Source organism: Methylocystis sp. (assembly GCF_050246715.1).
Taxonomy (GTDB): domain Bacteria; phylum Pseudomonadota; class Alphaproteobacteria; order Rhizobiales; family Beijerinckiaceae; genus Methylocystis.
Genome location: NZ_JBFWVN010000029.1, coordinates 1 through 15,298, shown reverse-complemented (window position 1 = coordinate 15,298; position 15,298 = coordinate 1). Strand labels below are relative to the sequence as shown.

The 15,298-nt window shown below is 63.7% G+C and carries 28 protein-coding genes and 1 pseudogene; all 29 read right to left on the bottom strand.

Annotation, left to right across the window (positions count from 1 at the left end; all coding sequences use genetic code 11):
* Positions 1-8: 8 nt before the first annotated feature.
* Positions 9-422 (bottom strand): DUF4260 domain-containing protein, encoded by a 414-nt coding sequence (locus AB7I51_RS10580; RefSeq protein ID WP_428404295.1) that lies wholly within the window; start codon positions 420-422, stop codon positions 9-11.
* 2 nt (positions 423-424) lie between these two features.
* Positions 425-838, bottom strand: a complete 414-nt coding sequence (rplQ, locus tag AB7I51_RS10575; protein ID WP_428404296.1) for a 50S ribosomal protein L17 — start codon at positions 836-838, stop codon at positions 425-427.
* 113 nt (positions 839-951) lie between these two features.
* Positions 952-1,971 carry a DNA-directed RNA polymerase subunit alpha gene (locus tag AB7I51_RS10570; RefSeq protein ID WP_428404297.1) on the bottom strand — a complete coding sequence of 340 codons (1,020 nt, stop codon included), beginning with the start codon at positions 1,969-1,971 and terminating at the stop codon, positions 952-954.
* An 89-nt stretch (positions 1,972-2,060) separates the two neighbouring features.
* Positions 2,061-2,450 (bottom strand): 30S ribosomal protein S11, encoded by a 390-nt coding sequence (gene rpsK, locus AB7I51_RS10565; protein WP_014890740.1) that lies wholly within the window; start codon positions 2,448-2,450, stop codon positions 2,061-2,063.
* A gap of 135 nt (positions 2,451-2,585) precedes the next feature.
* A complete protein-coding gene (rpsM, locus tag AB7I51_RS10560) occupies positions 2,586-2,954 on the bottom strand; it encodes a 30S ribosomal protein S13 (RefSeq protein WP_428404298.1) in 369 nt (122 codons plus the stop codon).
* 205 nt (positions 2,955-3,159) lie between these two features.
* Positions 3,160-3,756, bottom strand: a complete 597-nt coding sequence (locus AB7I51_RS10555; protein ID WP_428404299.1) for an adenylate kinase — start codon at positions 3,754-3,756, stop codon at positions 3,160-3,162.
* Positions 3,753-5,093 carry a preprotein translocase subunit SecY gene (secY, locus tag AB7I51_RS10550; protein ID WP_428404300.1) on the bottom strand — a complete coding sequence of 447 codons (1,341 nt, stop codon included), beginning with the start codon at positions 5,091-5,093 and terminating at the stop codon, positions 3,753-3,755. The genes AB7I51_RS10555 and secY overlap by 4 nt, the downstream gene beginning before the upstream one ends.
* Positions 5,094-5,247: 154 nt before the next feature.
* Positions 5,248-5,724: a 50S ribosomal protein L15 gene (gene rplO / locus AB7I51_RS10545; RefSeq protein WP_428404301.1), complete on the bottom strand. Its 477-nt coding sequence runs from the start codon at positions 5,722-5,724 to the stop codon at positions 5,248-5,250.
* 10 nt (positions 5,725-5,734) lie between these two features.
* Positions 5,735-5,944 (bottom strand): 50S ribosomal protein L30, encoded by a 210-nt coding sequence (gene rpmD / locus AB7I51_RS10540; RefSeq protein WP_428404302.1) that lies wholly within the window; start codon positions 5,942-5,944, stop codon positions 5,735-5,737.
* 11 nt (positions 5,945-5,955) lie between these two features.
* Complete coding sequence (gene rpsE, locus AB7I51_RS10535; protein ID WP_138166889.1) at positions 5,956-6,528, bottom strand: 30S ribosomal protein S5; 573 nt, start codon at positions 6,526-6,528, stop codon at positions 5,956-5,958.
* A gap of 123 nt (positions 6,529-6,651) precedes the next feature.
* Positions 6,652-7,014, bottom strand: a complete 363-nt coding sequence (gene rplR, locus AB7I51_RS10530; protein ID WP_428404303.1) for a 50S ribosomal protein L18 — start codon at positions 7,012-7,014, stop codon at positions 6,652-6,654.
* A 9-nt stretch (positions 7,015-7,023) separates the two neighbouring features.
* Positions 7,024-7,557: a 50S ribosomal protein L6 gene (gene rplF, locus AB7I51_RS10525; RefSeq protein ID WP_428404304.1), complete on the bottom strand. Its 534-nt coding sequence runs from the start codon at positions 7,555-7,557 to the stop codon at positions 7,024-7,026.
* Between the two features lie 32 nt (positions 7,558-7,589).
* Positions 7,590-7,988, bottom strand: a complete 399-nt coding sequence (gene rpsH / locus AB7I51_RS10520) for a 30S ribosomal protein S8 (RefSeq protein ID WP_138166886.1) — start codon at positions 7,986-7,988, stop codon at positions 7,590-7,592.
* A gap of 12 nt (positions 7,989-8,000) precedes the next feature.
* Entirely contained in the window at positions 8,001-8,306 is a 306-nt protein-coding gene (gene rpsN, locus AB7I51_RS10515; protein WP_428404305.1) for a 30S ribosomal protein S14, read from the bottom strand.
* Between the two features lie 47 nt (positions 8,307-8,353).
* On the bottom strand, positions 8,354-9,055 hold the full coding sequence (gene rplE, locus AB7I51_RS10510; protein ID WP_428404306.1) for a 50S ribosomal protein L5: 702 nt from the start codon (positions 9,053-9,055) through the stop codon (positions 8,354-8,356).
* Positions 9,048-9,365, bottom strand: a complete 318-nt coding sequence (gene rplX, locus AB7I51_RS10505; RefSeq protein WP_428404307.1) for a 50S ribosomal protein L24 — start codon at positions 9,363-9,365, stop codon at positions 9,048-9,050. Before rplX ends, rplE begins: the two co-directional genes overlap by 8 nt.
* Positions 9,365-9,733: a 50S ribosomal protein L14 gene (gene rplN / locus AB7I51_RS10500; RefSeq protein WP_428385952.1), complete on the bottom strand. Its 369-nt coding sequence runs from the start codon at positions 9,731-9,733 to the stop codon at positions 9,365-9,367. The genes rplX and rplN overlap by 1 nt, the downstream gene beginning before the upstream one ends.
* 84 nt (positions 9,734-9,817) lie before the next feature.
* Complete coding sequence (rpsQ, locus tag AB7I51_RS10495) at positions 9,818-10,060, bottom strand: 30S ribosomal protein S17 (RefSeq protein WP_428404308.1); 243 nt, start codon at positions 10,058-10,060, stop codon at positions 9,818-9,820.
* Between the two features lie 6 nt (positions 10,061-10,066).
* A complete protein-coding gene (gene rpmC, locus AB7I51_RS10490) occupies positions 10,067-10,279 on the bottom strand; it encodes a 50S ribosomal protein L29 (RefSeq protein ID WP_409981323.1) in 213 nt (70 codons plus the stop codon).
* A 10-nt stretch (positions 10,280-10,289) separates the two neighbouring features.
* A complete protein-coding gene (gene rplP / locus AB7I51_RS10485) occupies positions 10,290-10,703 on the bottom strand; it encodes a 50S ribosomal protein L16 (RefSeq protein ID WP_138166879.1) in 414 nt (137 codons plus the stop codon).
* Between the two features lie 24 nt (positions 10,704-10,727).
* Positions 10,728-11,486, bottom strand: coding sequence for a 30S ribosomal protein S3 (gene rpsC / locus AB7I51_RS10480; RefSeq protein WP_409981324.1), 759 nt, complete (start codon positions 11,484-11,486; stop codon positions 10,728-10,730).
* Between the two features lie 12 nt (positions 11,487-11,498).
* Positions 11,499-11,885, bottom strand: a complete 387-nt coding sequence (rplV, locus tag AB7I51_RS10475; RefSeq protein WP_428404309.1) for a 50S ribosomal protein L22 — start codon at positions 11,883-11,885, stop codon at positions 11,499-11,501.
* 2 nt (positions 11,886-11,887) lie between these two features.
* Positions 11,888-12,166: a 30S ribosomal protein S19 gene (gene rpsS / locus AB7I51_RS10470; RefSeq protein WP_428404310.1), complete on the bottom strand. Its 279-nt coding sequence runs from the start codon at positions 12,164-12,166 to the stop codon at positions 11,888-11,890.
* 3 nt (positions 12,167-12,169) lie between these two features.
* The gene (rplB, locus tag AB7I51_RS10465) at positions 12,170-13,009 is read right to left on the bottom strand and encodes a 50S ribosomal protein L2 (protein ID WP_428404311.1); all 840 of its coding nucleotides are present in this window, start codon (positions 13,007-13,009) and stop codon (positions 12,170-12,172) included.
* Between the two features lie 21 nt (positions 13,010-13,030).
* A complete protein-coding gene (locus AB7I51_RS10460) occupies positions 13,031-13,327 on the bottom strand; it encodes a 50S ribosomal protein L23 (protein WP_428404312.1) in 297 nt (98 codons plus the stop codon).
* The gene (gene rplD / locus AB7I51_RS10455) at positions 13,324-13,944 is read right to left on the bottom strand and encodes a 50S ribosomal protein L4 (RefSeq protein WP_428404313.1); all 621 of its coding nucleotides are present in this window, start codon (positions 13,942-13,944) and stop codon (positions 13,324-13,326) included. Before rplD ends, AB7I51_RS10460 begins: the two co-directional genes overlap by 4 nt.
* 3 nt (positions 13,945-13,947) lie before the next feature.
* Positions 13,948-14,676: a 50S ribosomal protein L3 gene (gene rplC / locus AB7I51_RS10450; RefSeq protein ID WP_428404314.1), complete on the bottom strand. Its 729-nt coding sequence runs from the start codon at positions 14,674-14,676 to the stop codon at positions 13,948-13,950.
* Between the two features lie 57 nt (positions 14,677-14,733).
* Positions 14,734-15,042, bottom strand: coding sequence for a 30S ribosomal protein S10 (gene rpsJ / locus AB7I51_RS10445; protein WP_014890764.1), 309 nt, complete (start codon positions 15,040-15,042; stop codon positions 14,734-14,736).
* Positions 15,043-15,152: 110 nt separating this feature from the next.
* Positions 15,153-15,298: pseudogene (gene tuf / locus AB7I51_RS10440) on the bottom strand (elongation factor Tu); the annotation flags it as partial.

Genomic DNA, 15,298 nt, shown 5'->3' with positions numbered 1-15,298 from the left:
GCATCGTCTCAGTGTGGCGCGTAGGAAGCGCCGCCGCCAATGCGACCAAGATGGGTGTCGCGGAAGGCGGTTCCAAATTTCAGGCCGTAGCCCAGCGCGCGATCGAAGCCGATATGCGCCAGATGGATGAGCGCCAGTTGCAACAGCAGCGCGTTGTTAAAGAACAGCCCGAGGGCGCCGAGCGAGACCGGCCCGATCGTCGTATGCGCGGCGTTATAGGCGATGGCGCCGACTCGCGGACCGGCGAGATAGCCGAGCATCGATATGTCAGGGACAAGGAACAGCAAGGCGAATTGCCCCCAGCTCGCGCCCAACCGCCAATAAGCAAAAGAGGCGGCCGCCAGAAGCGCCGCCCCTTCGAATCGCAAGAGCATGTTCGGCCGGCCGGAAACATCGGATCGCGCATCGGGCCCGATCGTCATCGTTACGCCGCTTCTTCCTCGCTCTGCACAGGCCCGGAATCCTGGCCCTTGGCGTCGACGTCGCGATCGACGAATTCGATCACCGCGAGCGGGGCGTTGTCGCCATAGCGGAAGCCCGCCTTCAGCACGCGCGTATAGCCGCCGTTGCGGTCCTTGTAGCGCGGCCCGAGAACGTCGAAGAGCTTGCCGACGAGCGCCACGTCCTTGATCTGCGCAATCGCCTGGCGGCGGGCGTGGAGATCGCCGCGCTTGCCGAGCGTCACCAGCTTCTCGACGACGGGGCGCAAATCCTTCGCCTTCGGCAGCGTGGTGACGATCTGCTCATGCTTGATCAACGCCTGCGCCATATTGGCGAACATCGCCTTGCGGTGCTCATGGGTGCGCCCGAAGCGGCGCTTCTTGTGACCGTGATACATGCGGCTCTCCGTTGATTATGCGGCCGCCGTGCCAAGGAACGGCCGTCGATTATGCGGCAATCGTCAGTCAGGCTTCGGCAGTCGGAAAACCGAATGCCGACTTATGACTGCCGTCAATAATGCTCCTCGAACCTCTTCGCGAGATCGTCGATGTTCTCCGGCGGCCAGCCAGGGACCTCCATGCCAAGATGCAGACCCATCTGCGCCAGCACCTCCTTGATCTCGTTCAGCGACTTGCGGCCGAAGTTCGGGGTGCGCAGCATTTCCGCTTCCGACTTCTGGATGAGGTCGCCGATATAAACGATATTGTCGTTCTTCAGGCAGTTCGCGGAACGCACCGAAAGCTCCAGCTCGTCGACCTTCTTCAACAGCGCCGGATTGAAGGCGAGCTGCGGAATTGACGGGGCGGCCTCCTCGCGGCGCGGCTCCTCGAAATTGACGAAGACGTTGAGTTGGTCCTGCAGAATGCGCGCCGAAAAGGCGAGCGCGTCCTCGGGGCTAATCGCGCCATTGGTTTCGACCGTCAGGGTCAGCTTGTCATAGTCGAGAACCTGGCCCTCGCGGGTATTCTCGACGCGGTAGCTGACCTTCTTGACTGGCGAATAGAGGCTGTCGATCGGAATGAGGCCGATCGGCGCGTCTTCGGCGCGGTTGCGGTCGGCGGGCGCATAGCCCTTGCCGGTCGCGATGGTGAATTCGATGCGGATTTCGGCGCCCTCGTCGAGCGTGCAGATGAAGAGATCGGGGTTGAGTATCTGCACGTCGCCGGTCGCCTGGATGTCGCCGGCAGTGACGAGGCCCGGCCCGGTCTTCTTGAGCATCAGGCGCTTTGCGCCCTCGCCCTGATATTTGATGGCGATGTCCTTGATGTTGAGGACGATGTCGGTCACGTCCTCGCGCACGCCGGGGATCGACGAGAATTCATGCAGCACGCCGTCGATGTGGATCGACGTGATCGCCGCGCCTTGCAAGGACGATAGCAGGATGCGGCGAAGAGCGTTGCCGAGCGTCACGCCGAAGCCGCGCTCAAGCGGCTCGGCGACGGCCGTCGCCACGCGCTTCGGATCGTCTCCGGCGGTGACGTCGAGCTTGTTCGGCTTGATGAGTTCCTGCCAGTTCTTCTGGATGCTCACTTGGAGGCCTTTCCTTGAAGCTCCTGAATGCGGCGTCGGGGCATGGGCCGCGCGCCGCGCGAAATCAAATCAGACAATCTGGAATAACCTCAGACGCGGCGCCGCTTGCGCGGCCGGCAGCCGTTATGGGGAATCGGCGTCACGTCGCGGATCGACGTGACGGTGAAGCCCGCCGCCTGCAGGGCCCGCAGCGCCGATTCGCGGCCGGAGCCAGGGCCGGACACTTCGACTTCGAGCGTGCGCACGCCATGCTCGCCGGCCTTGCGGGCGGCGTCTTCGGCGGCCATCTGCGCGGCGTAGGGCGTCGATTTGCGCGAGCCCTTGAACCCCATCGAACCAGCGGAGGACCACGACACAGTATTGCCCTGCGCGTCGGTTATGGTGATCATGGTGTTGTTGAACGTCGAATTCACATGCGCGACGCCGGAAACGATATTCTTGCGCTCGCGGCGACGAACGCGCGTTGTGTCCTTGGCCATTGTGTTTTGCGTCCTTCAAACGCGCCCGTAGTTCCAGGCGCTAGGGATTTCAGTCGTCATGGCCGGGCTTGTCCCGGCCATCCATGCGATTGCGATCCCCGGATCAAGTCTGGGGATGTTCGTCCTAACGGACGATCACTTCTTCTTGCCGGCGATCGGCTTCGCCTTGCCCTTGCGGGTGCGGGCGTTGGTGTGGGTGCGCTGGCCGCGCACGGGAAGCTGGCGGCGATGGCGCAGGCCGCGATAGCAGCCGAGGTCCATCAGACGCTTGATATTGATCGCGACTTCGCGGCGCAGGTCGCCCTCGACCATATAGTCGCGGTCGATGGTCTCGCGAATTTGCAGGACTTCCGCGTCGGTGAGCTGCGCCACGCGCCGCTCGGACGGGATGCTCACCTTCTCGCAAATCTCCGACGCCTTCTTGGGGCCGATGCCGTGGATATATTGGAGCGCGATGACGACGCGCTTATTGGTCGGAATATTGACGCCTGCAATACGGGCCACTTGTCTCTCCATCTGAGAGGAGCCTTAAGCTCCGGGATTGCGTCCGCGTCCGGTGGAGCCCGGCCCTTGCGGACGGTCGCGAACCGTTTTCATACGAAAACAGGCCCCGCCCCCCGATCCGGGAGCCGGAGCCGCCTGTTCGACGATATGAAGACCGCCTATCTAGGGGTGGTTGGCCTTAGGGTCAAGCGGCTTCACGAAAATATTAGCCGCGGCTGACTGCCGCGCTGAGCGCGCGGTCGATCGCCGCCGTCACCTCGTCGATCGGCGCCATGCCGTCGATCTTGGTCAGCTGGCTGCGTCCGGCGTAATGGGCGGAGACCGGCGCGGTCTGGGCGCGATAGGCCTCGACCCGCGTTCTGAAGCTCTCCGGATTGTCGTCGGCGCGCACCTCGCCGCCCGCGGCGACGGTCTCGTCCACCCGCCTGCGCATCCGATCGACGAGCGCGCCTTCGTCGACGGCGAGTTCGAGCACGGCGTCGAGCGCGAGGCCCCTGCGGTCGAGCAGTTGTTGCAGGGCCTCGGCCTGGGCCACGGTGCGCGGAAAGCCGTCAAGGATGAATCCCTTGGCGCAGTCCGGCGAATTCAGCCGCTCGTCGATCAGGCCGATCACGACCTCGTCCGGCACCAGCCTGCCGGCGTCCATGATCTCCTTGGCCTTGAGACCAAGCGGCGTTTTCGCCGCGACCGCCGCGCGCAGCATGTCGCCGGTCGAAAGCTGCGGCACGCCGTGCCTTTCGACCAAACGCGCCGCCTGCGTTCCCTTGCCGGCCCCGGGCGGGCCGAGCAGCACCAGCCTCATCGGGCGCGTTTCCCGCCGCGAAGCTTGGTCTTGCGGATCAGCCCCTCATACTGCTGCGCCTGCATATGGCCGTGAATCTGGGCCACCGTATCCATGGTGACGCTGACGACGATGAGCAGCGACGTGCCGCCGAAATAGAAGGGCAGATTGGCGTAGGCGATCAGACCTTCCGGAATGAGGCAGATGATGGCGAGATAGGCGGCGCCGAGCACGGTGACGCGCATCAATACGTCGTCGATGAATTTCGCCGTGCGCTCGCCGGGCCGGATGCCGGGCAGGAAGCCGCCATGCTTCTTGAGATTGTCCGCCGTCTCGACCGGATTGAACACGATCGCGGTGTAGAAGAAGGCGAAGAAGACGATCAATCCGACATAGGCGAGCATATACAGCGGCCGGCCGTGACCGAAATAGGCGGAAATCGTCGCGAAAATGCTTTCGCTGCCGGTCGACTGGTAGAAATTCGCCACCGTCGTCGGCAGAAGCAGCAATGACGACGCGAAGATCGGCGGAATGACGCCGGACGTGTTGAGCTTCAGCGGCAGGAAGGACGTCTGTCCTTCATAGACCCGATTGCCATGCTGGCGCTTGGGATAGGTGATCAGCAGGCGCCGCTGCGCGCGCTCCATGAAGACGATGAAGGCGACGACGGCGAGCGACATGACGATCACGCCGATGATCAGCCCGGTCGAGATCGCGCCCTGGCGCCCCAATTCCAGCGTCGACACGATCGCCGACGGGAAGGCGGCGACGATGCCGGCGAAGATGATCAGCGACGATCCGTTGCCGATGCCCCGCGAAGTGATCTGTTCGCCGAGCCACATCAGGAACATCGTGCCGCCGACGAGCGTCACGACCGTGGTGATCCTGAAGAAAAGGCCCGGATCAGTTACAACGCCCGGCTGGCCCTCGAGCCCGATCGCCATCGCATAGGCCTGGAAGGTCGCGAGCGCGACGGTGAGGTAGCGCGTATATTGATTGAGGACCTTACGGCCCTGTTCGCCCTCTTTCTTCAGCGATTCAAGCGTCGGAATGACCGACGTCAGCAGCTGAATGATGATCGAAGCCGAAATATACGGCATGATGTTGAGCGCGAAAATCGCGCGGCGCTGCACCGCGCCGCCCGCGAACATGTTGAAGAGCTCGAGCATGCCCTTCGACTGGCCGAAGAAGCTTTTCGCGAAGGCTTCGGGGTCGATGCCGGGCAGCGGCACATAAGTGCCGAGGCGATAGACGATCAGCGCGCCCAGCGTGAACCAGATGCGCTTCTTCAATTCTTCGGATTTGCCGAAGGCGGAGAGATTGACGTTGGCCGCGAGCTGCTCGGCTGCCGATGCCATGAAGAAACTCCCCTGTCGCGCCGCTGTCGACGCGACGCATTTCGTTGGGCGGAGCGCTCAAATAAGCGGTTGGCGCGAGGCTCGCCCGCTCCGTTCGGAGCGCCTGATATAAAACGGCGCGGCCGCTCATGCGAGAGCGGCAGCGCATTTTGCTTTATTGCGCCGTCGACTCGCCGGCGAGAAGCTTCACCGAGCCGCCCGCCCCTTCGATCGCGGCGACAGCGGACTTCGAGGCCGCCGCGACCTCGAAGGCGAGCTTCGCCTTCAATTCGCCCTGGCCGAGGATTTTCACCCCGTCGCGCGCCTTGGTGACGACGCCCGCCGCCAGCAGCGCATCGAGCGTCACCGGCGCATTGGCGTCGAGCTTGCCGGCGTCGACCGCCTGCTGAACCCGCCCGAGATTGACCTCATTGTAGTCGATCGAGAAGGGATTGTAGAAGCCGCGCTTAGGCAAACGACGATGCAGCGGCATCTGGCCGCCCTCGAATCCCTTGATCGCAACGCCGGCGCGCGCCTTCTGGCCTTTCACGCCGCGGCCGCCGGTCTTGCCTTTGCCGGACCCGATGCCGCGACCGACGCGCATGCGGTCCTTGCTTGCGCCGGGATTGTCGGAAATTTCGTTGAGTTTCATGGCCGCGTCCTCACTTCCCGGCGACGGTCTTGCCGTCGACGATTTTGACGAGATGCGCGACCTTGGCGATCATGCCGCGCACGGCCGGCGTGTCTTCCAGCGCGCGGCGGCGGCCGATGCGCGTCAGGCCGAGGCCGAGAAGCGTACGGCGCTGACGTTCGGGACGACCGATCGCACTGCCGGTCTGCTCGACGACGATCTGCTGCTTGCTCTTCGTCATGGGTCGTCTCCTTACGCGTCGACGGCGTCGGCGTCGACGCCCTGACGGCGCGACTGCAGCACCGAGACTTTCAGCGAGCGACGCGCCGCGACCGAGCGCGGCGAATCCTCATGGCCGAGCGCATTGAATGTCGCCCGGATCATATTGTACGGGTTCGATGAGCCCTGGCTCTTCGCCACCACGTCATGCATGCCGAGCGTCTCGAAGACGGCGCGCATCGGACCGCCGGCGATGATGCCCGTGCCCGCCGGCGCCGCGCGCAGAATGACGCGGCCCGCGCCATGGCGGCCGTGAACGTCATGATGCAGCGTGCGGCCCTCGCGCAGCGGCACGCGGATCAGCGCCCGCTTCGCTGCTTCGGTCGCCTTGCGGATCGCCTCAGGCACTTCGCGCGCCTTGCCATGTCCGTAGCCGACGCGGCCCTTCTGGTCGCCGACGACGACGAGCGCGGCGAAGCCGAAACGCCGGCCGCCCTTGACCACCTTGGCGACGCGATTGATGTGGACCAGGCGGTCCACAAATTCGCTGTCGCGCTCCTCACGATCACGATCGCGGCCGCGACCGCCTTCTCCTTCACGCGCCATTTTCTCTTCCGTCACTTACGCGACGCTCTCGCGCCGCTCGCTTCGTTAATTGCCGATCCTTCGGATCGGCGCCCGGCGCATTCGCGCTATTGGCGCACGCCCCAACAAGGCGCGCGCCGCTTCTTAAAACTCCAGGCCACCCTCGCGGGCGCCGTCGGCCAGCGCCTTGACGCGGCCGTGATACATGTAAGCGCCGCGGTCGAACACGACCTGTTTGACGCCCTTGGCGACGGCGCGTTCGGCGAGAAGCTTGCCGACGACTTTCGCCGCGTCGACATCCGCGCCGGTCTTCAGACCCTCGCGATTGTCCTTCTCGAGCGAAGAGGCGGCGACGACCGTCGCGCCCTTCTCGTCGTCGATGATCTGGGCGTAGATCTGCTTCGACGAGCGAAACACCGACAGACGCAGCCGCCCATTGGCGCGCTCACGGATCGCCCGGCGCACGCGCGCCTTACGACGCTGTTCGACTTTGACATCCCTGGCCATGGCGGGTCCTTACTTCTTCTTGCCTTCCTTACGGAAGATGAATTCATTGGCGTATTTGACGCCCTTGCCCTTATAGGGCTCGGGGCCGCGCAGGGCGCGAATTTCGGCGGCGACCTGACCGACCTGCTGCTTGTCCATGCCGCTGACGGTGATTTCCGTCGGCTTCGGCGTCACGATCGCGATGCCGGCCGGAATCGGAAAATTCACGTCATGCGAATAGCCGAGCGCGAGTTGCAAGGTCTTGCCCTGCACCGCGGCACGATAGCCGACGCCGGTGATTTCGAGCTTCTTTTCAAAGCCTGACGTCACGCCGACGACGAGATTGTTGATCCGGGCCCGCGCCGTGCCCCACAAGGCGCGCGCGCGCTTGGTTTCATTGCGCGGGTCGACCTTGAGGGCGTTATCCTGCTGGACGACGGAAACCTCGTCGGGAACCAGGAACTCCATCTGGCCCTTCGCGCCCTTCACCTGCACGAGCTGACCGTCCACCTTGGCGGTGACGCCGGCGGGAACGACGACAGGCTTCTTGCCGATACGAGACATTGTTGCAAATCCTGTTTGATGAGGCGCAAGGTCTAGAAGACCTTGCACAGCACCTCGCCGCCGACATTGTTTTCGCGCGCCGCGTGATCGGCCATCACGCCCTTCGGCGTCGACACGATGGTGACGCCGAGGCCGTTCGCCACGCGCGGCACCGCGCCGACCGCCGCATAGACGCGGCGGCCCGGCCGCGACACGCGTTCGATCTGCTTGATCACCGGCTCGCCGTCGAAATATTTCAGCTCGATCTCGAACTCGGTGCGGCCATTGCCGAAGTCGGTGCTGCTATAGCCGCGGATATAGCCCTCTTCCTTCAGCACGTCGAGCACATGGCCGCGCAGCTTCGAGCCCGGCGAGGACACTTTGTCCTTGCGGCGCATCTGCGCATTGCGGATGCGGGTGAGGAGATCGCCCAACGGATCGTTGATCGCCATTTATTCGTCTCCTTACCAGCTCGACTTCACAAGTCCGGGTACGAGGCCGCGGGAGCCGAGTTCGCGCAGCGCAATGCGCGACATTTTCAACTTGCGATAAAAGGCGCGCGGACGGCCCGATACTTCGCAGCGGTTGCGCACGCGAACCTGCGCAGAATTGCGCGGCAGTTCAGCGAGCTTGAGACGCGCCTCGAACTGCTCTTCGACGGTCAGCGACTTGTCCTTCGCGAGCGCCTTCAGCCGCGCGCGACGCCCCGCATAGGACTTCACGAGCCTTTGCTTCCGCTTGTTGTTTTCAATCGCGCTTTTCTTCGCCATTGCCAGTTTCGCCTTTCGGTATCCGCGTTTGAGGAGCCGTTACGCCCTCACTGCCGGAACGGGAAATTGAACGCCTTCAACAAGGCGCGCGCCTCTTCGTCAGTCTTGGCCGTCGTGCAGACGATCACGTCCATGCCCAGGATCGACTCCGCCTTGTCGTAATCGATTTCGGGAAACACGATGTGCTCCTTGATGCCGAGCGCATAATTGCCGCGTCCGTCGAACGACTTCGGATTCAAGCCGCGGAAGTCGCGCACGCGCGGCAAAGCGACGGTGATCAGCCGGTCGAGGAACTCGTACATGCGGGTCTTGCGCAAAGTCACCTTCGCGCCGATCGGCATGTTCTCGCGCAGCTTGAAGGTCGAAATCGCCTTGCGGGCGCGGGTGACGACCGGCTTCTGCCCGGCGATGAGGCCGAGATCCGCCGCAGCCGCCGTCGCCTTCTTGCTGTCATTGACGGATTCGCCGACGCCCATGTTGAGCACGATTTTCTCGATCGTCGGCACTTCAAGCGCGTTCTTGTAGCCGAACTGCTTGGTGAGCGCCTCGCGCACGACCTCGTCATAGTGCTTCTTCATGCGCGGCGTATAACCGGCGTCGAGAGCCGCAACCTTCGCCGGCTTTTCCTTGGCGGCGGGCTTTTCGGCGGATTTGGCGGCCTTCTTCGGCTCCTTGGCCTCCGCGCCCTCGGCGGCGGGCTTTTGAGCCTTGGCGGGCTTTTCGGCCTTCGGCTTCTTTTCCTCAGCCATCGATCAATTCTCCGGAACGCTTGGCGACGCGGACCTTGCGGCCGTCGTCGAGAATCTTGAAGCCGACGCGCGTGGGCTTGCCGTCCTTGGGATCGGCGAGCGCGAGGTTCGACAGATCGATCGGCGCGGCCTTGTTGACGATGCCGGCCTCGCGATCCTTGGTCTGGCGCTGATGGCGCTTGACCATATTGACGCCGTTGACGACGGCGCGGCCTTCGCTCGGAATCACGCGAACCACCTCGCCGCCGCGGCCCTTGTCGCGGCCAGCGAGAACGACGACCTTGTCGCCCTTCTTGATCTTGGCGGCCATTACAAAACCTCCGGAGCGAGCGAGATGATCTTCATGTGGTTCTTGGCGCGCAGCTCGCGCGGCACCGGTCCGAAAATACGGGTGCCGATCGGCTCCTTCTGATTGTTGATCAGCACCGCGGCGTTCGAATCGAACCGAATGACGGAGCCGTCCGCACGTTTGATGTCCTTCGAGGTGCGCACGACGACGGCCTTGAGCACGTCGCCCTTCTTGACGCGGCCGCGCGGAATCGCCTCCTTGATCGACACGACGATGATGTCGCCGACCCCGGCGTATTTGCGCTTGGATCCGCCCAGCACCTTGATGCACATCACGCGGCGCGCGCCGGAATTGTCGGCGACGTCGAGATTGGTCTGCATCTGAATCATGGCTTACCCGCCTTTCGTTCCGGTCTGGTTTCGGCAAGCCCGCTGTGGAGCGCGCCGACTTCGTCCGGAGGTTTGTTCGTCCGACTACGCCTTGGCCGCCTCTTCGACGACGCGCCAACGCTTCAATTTCGAAATCGGCGCGGTCTCTTCGATCGTCACCGTATCGCCTACCTTGAACGCGCCACTCTCGTCATGGGCGTGATAGTTTTTCGTGCGGCGCACCGTCTTTTGAAACAGCGGATGGGTGAAACGGCGCTCGACCTTCACCACCACGGTTTTGCTCTGCTTGTCGCTGACGACGACGCCCTGGAGAATTCGCTTCGGCATGGCGCTTTAACCTTGCTCCTTGACGCGCTTCTGCGCGGCGATGGTTTTGGCGCGGGCGATGTCGCGACGAACGACGCGCACGCGTGAGGTGTTCTCGAGCTGGCCGGTCGCCCGCTGGAAGCGCAGATTGAACTGCTCCTTCTTGAGCTTCAGCACTTCATCATTGAGCTGATCTTCGGTCATCGCCTTGATGTCGGAGAGGCGCTGCTTGGATTTCATCACGTCCCCCTTATTCTGCGATGCGTTCGATGAAGCGCGTCTTGATCGGCAGCTTCGCGGCGGCGAGCGTCAAGGCTTCGCGCGCGAGCGGCGCCGGCACGCCGTCGATCTCGAACATGATGCGGCCGGGCGCGACGCGCACCGCCCAGAATTCCGGCGCGCCCTTGCCCTTGCCCATGCGCACTTCGGTCGGCTTCTTGGAGACCGGCACGTCGGGGAAGATGCGAATCCAGACGCGGCCGGCGCGCTTCATATGGCGCGTCATGGCGCGGCGCGCCGCTTCGATCTGGCGCGCGGTGATGCGCTCCGGCTCGAGCGCCTTCAGGCCGAACTGACCGAAGTCCAGCGAATAGCCCGCCTTGGAGGCGCCCCGGATGCGGCCCTTGAAGGCCTTGCGGAACTTGGTGCGTTTGGGTTGCAGCATGATAGCGCTCTTTGATCTTGATCGTTACGCCGCGTCGCGCGGTTCGCGCGGTTCGCGACGACGGCGTTCGCCGCCGCGATCGCGATCGCGGTCATGATGATCGCCGCCGCCGGCGGCCTGTTCGGCCGCCTTCTTGTCCTGCGCCATCGGATCATGTTCGAGGATTTCGCCCTTGAAGATCCAGACCTTGATGCCGCAGGCGCCATAGGCGGTATGCGCGGTCGCCGTGCCGTAATCGACGTCGGCGCGCAGCGTATGGAGCGGCACGCGGCCCTCGCGATACCATTCGAGACGCGCGATTTCGGCGCCGCCGAGACGACCCGAGCAATTGATGCGAATGCCCTGCGCGCCGAGACGAATCGCCGACTGCACGGCGCGCTTCATCGCGCGGCGGAAGGCGACGCGGCGCTCGAGCTGCTGCGCGATCGACTCGGCGACGAGCGCGGCCTCGGTTTCTGGCTTGCGCACTTCGACGATGTTGATCACGACTTCGCTGCCGGTGAGCTTGCCGACGAGCTTGCGGATTTTGTCGATATCCGCGCCCTTCTTGCCGATGACGACGCCGGGACGCGCCGAATGGATCGTCACGCGGCACTTCTTGTGCGGGCGCTCGATGACGATTTTCGACACCGCCGCCTGCTTCAAGGTTTTCGCCACCGCCTCGCGGATCGCCATGTCCTCATGCAGCAGCTTGGCGTATTCGCCCTTATTGGCGAACCAGCGCGAATCCCAGGTGCGGTTGACGCCCAGTCGCAGCCCGATCGGATTAACCTTCTGACCCATGGTCTCTATCCTTTAGGCGTTGGCTTGCGCTTCGACTTCGCGCACGATGATCGTCAGATTGGCGAAGGGCTTCTCGACGCGACTCGCCCGTCCGCGGGCGCGGGCATGGAAGCGCTTCATCACTAGCGCCTTGCCGACATAGGCCTGAGCGACGACAAGGTCGTCAACGTCGAGGCCGTGATTGTTCTCGGCGTTGGCGATGGCGCTTTCGAGTGTCTTCTTCACCTCATGCGCGATCCGCTTTCTAGAGAATTCCAGATCGGCGAGCGCGCGCTCCACCTTCTTGCCGCGGATCAGCTGCGCGAGCAGATTGAGCTTTTGCGGCGACACGCGCAGCATGCGCGCGACCGCCTTCGCTTCGTTTTCCGCAAGCCGGGGCGGATTGGCTTCCTTCGACATCGTTAGCCCCTCTTAGCCTTCTTGTCGGCCGCATGGCCGTGGAAGGTGCGCGTCGGCGCGAACTCTCCAAATTTATGCCCGATCATGTCTTCTGACACGGACACGGGAATATGCTTCTGGCCGTTGTGGACGCCGAAGGTCAGTCCCACGAATTGCGGGAGAATCGTGGAGCGGCGGCTCCAGATTTTGATCACTTCGGAACGGCCCGAGGCGCGCGACGTCTCGGCCTTCTTGAGAAGATAGCCGTCAACGAACGGTCCCTTCCAAATCGAGCGCGTCATGGGTTAGCCCTTCTTCTTGCGATTGTGCCGCGAGGACACAATGAAACGGTCGGTGGACTTATTGGTGCGGGTCTTCTTGCCCTTGGTCGGCTTGCCCCAGGGCGTGACCGGATGACGGCCGCCCGAGGTGCGGCCCTCGCCACCGCCGTGCGGATGGTCGATCGGGTTCATCGTGACGCCGCGGTTGTGCGGACGGCGGCCGAGCCAGCGTGAACGGCCGGCCTTGCCGATCGAAGTGTTCATATGATCGGGATTGGACACGGCGCCGATCGTGGCGAAGCACTGGCCGTGCACGAGGCGTTGCTCGCCCGAGTTCAGCCGGATGATCACATAGCCTTGGTCGCGGCCGACGATCTGCGCATAGGTTCCGGCCGAACGGGCGATCGCGCCGCCCTTGCCGATTTTCATCTCGACATTGTGGACGATCGCGCCCACCGGAATGTTGGCGATCGGCATGGCGTTGCCGGGCTTCACGTCGACCTGATTGCCGGCGATCACCTCGTCGCCGACGGAGAGCCGCTGCGGCGCGAGAATATAGGCGAGTTCATTATCGGCGTAGCGGATAAGCGCGATGAAGGCCGTGCGATTGGGATCATATTCGAGCCGTTCGACCTTGCCCGGCACGTCGAGCTTGCGCCGCTTGAAATCGACCAAGCGATAGGCCTGCTTATGGCCGCCGCCGCGAAAACGCACGGTGACGCGGCCGGCGTTGTTGCGCCCGCCCTTCGAGGTCTTGCCCTCGGTCAGCGTCTTGACCGGCTTGCCCTTGTAGAGCTCTCTGCGGTCGACGATGACGAGCTGGCGAAGGCTCGGCGTGACCGGCTTGAATGTCTTCAGCGCCATAGTTCTATCCCCACGCCTTCCTTACAGTCCGGTCGTCACGTCGATCTTGTGGCCCTCGGCGAGGGTCACCACCGCCTTCTTGGCGTCGCTCTGCTGGCCGCGCTGGCCGCGAAACGTCTTGATCTTGCCCTTGCGCACCAGCGTGTTGACGCTCTCGACCTTGACCTCGAAGAGGCCTTCGACCGCCGCCTTGATTTGCGGCTTGGTCGCGGTCTTGGCGACATTGAAGACGACTTTGTTGCTCTCCGAGGCGAGCGTCGCCTTCTCGGTGATGACCGGCGATACGATCACGTCGTAATGGCGAACGTCCTTGCTCATTTCAGTCGCGCCTCCAGCGCGTCCACGGCGGCGCGGGTCAGGACCAGCTTCTTGCGGCGGAGAATGTCGTAAACATTGACGCCTTCGACGGGCAGAACGTCGATCTTCGGGATGTTGCGGGCGGCGAGCGCGAAATTATTCTGCGGCGCGCCGCCGACGATGATGATCGCGTTCTCGAGGCCCGTCTTGGCGAAGCTGGAAGCGAGCGTTTTCGTCTTCGGCTCGGCGAGCTCCGCGGTCTCCCAAACGATGATGCCGCCGTCCTTCGCCTTCGCCGACAGAGCGTGCTTCAGCGCGAGCTGGCGCACCTTCTTTGGCAGATCATGCTCATGACTGCGCACCAGCGGGCCGAAGGCGCGTCCGCCGCCGCGGAACTGCGGCGCGCGCGCCGAGCCGTGACGGGCGCCGCCGGTGCCCTTCTGCTTATGCAGCTTCTTGCTCGTTCGCGCGATGTCGGCGCGATTCTTCACCGCATGGGTGCCGGCGCGCCGCTTGGCGAGCTGCCAGCGGATCATGCGGAAGATGAGGTCCTTGCGCGGCTCAAGGCCGAAGACCTCATCGGAGAGTTCGATCGAACCGGCCGCCTGGCCGTCGAACGACGTGACGTCGATCTTCACGGCTCAGTCCTCCTTCTTCTCGTCTTGGGGCGCGGCGGCTTCGGCCTCGCCATCGCCATTCAGCCGGAACTTGCCCGGCTGCGGCGCATCCTTGGGAAGCGCGCGCTTCACCGCATCACGAACGAAAATCCAGCCGCCGGCGGTGCCCGGCACCGCGCCTTCGACGAGCAGCAGACCGCGATCGGGATCAGTTCGCACCACGCGCAGATTTTGCGTAGTGACCCGCTCGACGCCCATATGGCCGGCCATTTTCTTGTTCTTGAAGGTCTTGCCGGGGTCCTGGCGGCCGCCGGTCGAACCATGCGAACGATGCGAAATCGAGACGCCGTGCGAGGCGCGCAGACCGCCGAAGCCCCAGCGCTTCATCGGACCGGCGAAGCCCTTGCCGGTCGACGTTCCGGTCACGTCGACGAACTGGCCGACGACAAAATGATCCGCGGTGATCTCGGCACCGATCGGCAGCAGCTCTTCTTCCTTCACGCGGAATTCGGCGAGCTTCAGCTTCGGCTCCACCTTCGCCGCCGCGAAACGCGCGCGTTCGGCTTTGGAGACATTCTTCACCTTGGCGCGGCCGATGCCGAGTTGAACGGCGGTGTAGCCGTTCTTTTCCATGGTCCGCTGCGCGACGACCTGACAGCCGTCGAGCTTTAAGACCGTGACCGGCACATGCTCGCCCGCCTCCGTGAAGACGCGGGTCATTCCGACCTTTTGCGCGATGACGCCCGACCGCATGATCCAATCCTTCGCAAAGCGCGCTCGCTGCTATTGAGGAGCGCCGCCTGAATTTCCTTAGAGCTTGATCTCGACGTCGACGCCCGCCGCGAGATCGAGCTTCATCAGCGCGTCCACCGTCTGCGGGGTGGGGTCGACGATGTCGAGGACGCGCTTATGCGTCCTGATCTCGAACTGTTCGCGCGACTTCTTGTCGATATGCGGCGAACGGTTCACCGTGAATTTTTCGATGCGCGTCGGCAGCGGAATCGGACCGCGGACCTGAGCGCCGGTGCGCTTGGCCGTCGAGACGATTTCCTTCGTCGACGTGTCGAGAATCCGGTGATCGAACGCCTTGAGGCGAATCCGGATATTTTGACCGTTCATTGTCTCATCCTTTGGGACCGCGAGCGGTTCTGCTCGCCTTCATGCGCCGCGCGAATGTCGCGCGGCCTTGTTCACAAGAGCGAGCGCTTGGCCCGCGGCCCAGATTCGCTTTACTCGATGATGCTGGCGACGACGCCGGCGCCGACCGTTCTTCCGCCTTCGCGGATGGCGAAGCGCAGCTTCTCCTCCATCGCGATCGGCACGATCAGCACGACGTCCATCGTCACATTGTCGCCCGGCATCACCATCTCGACGC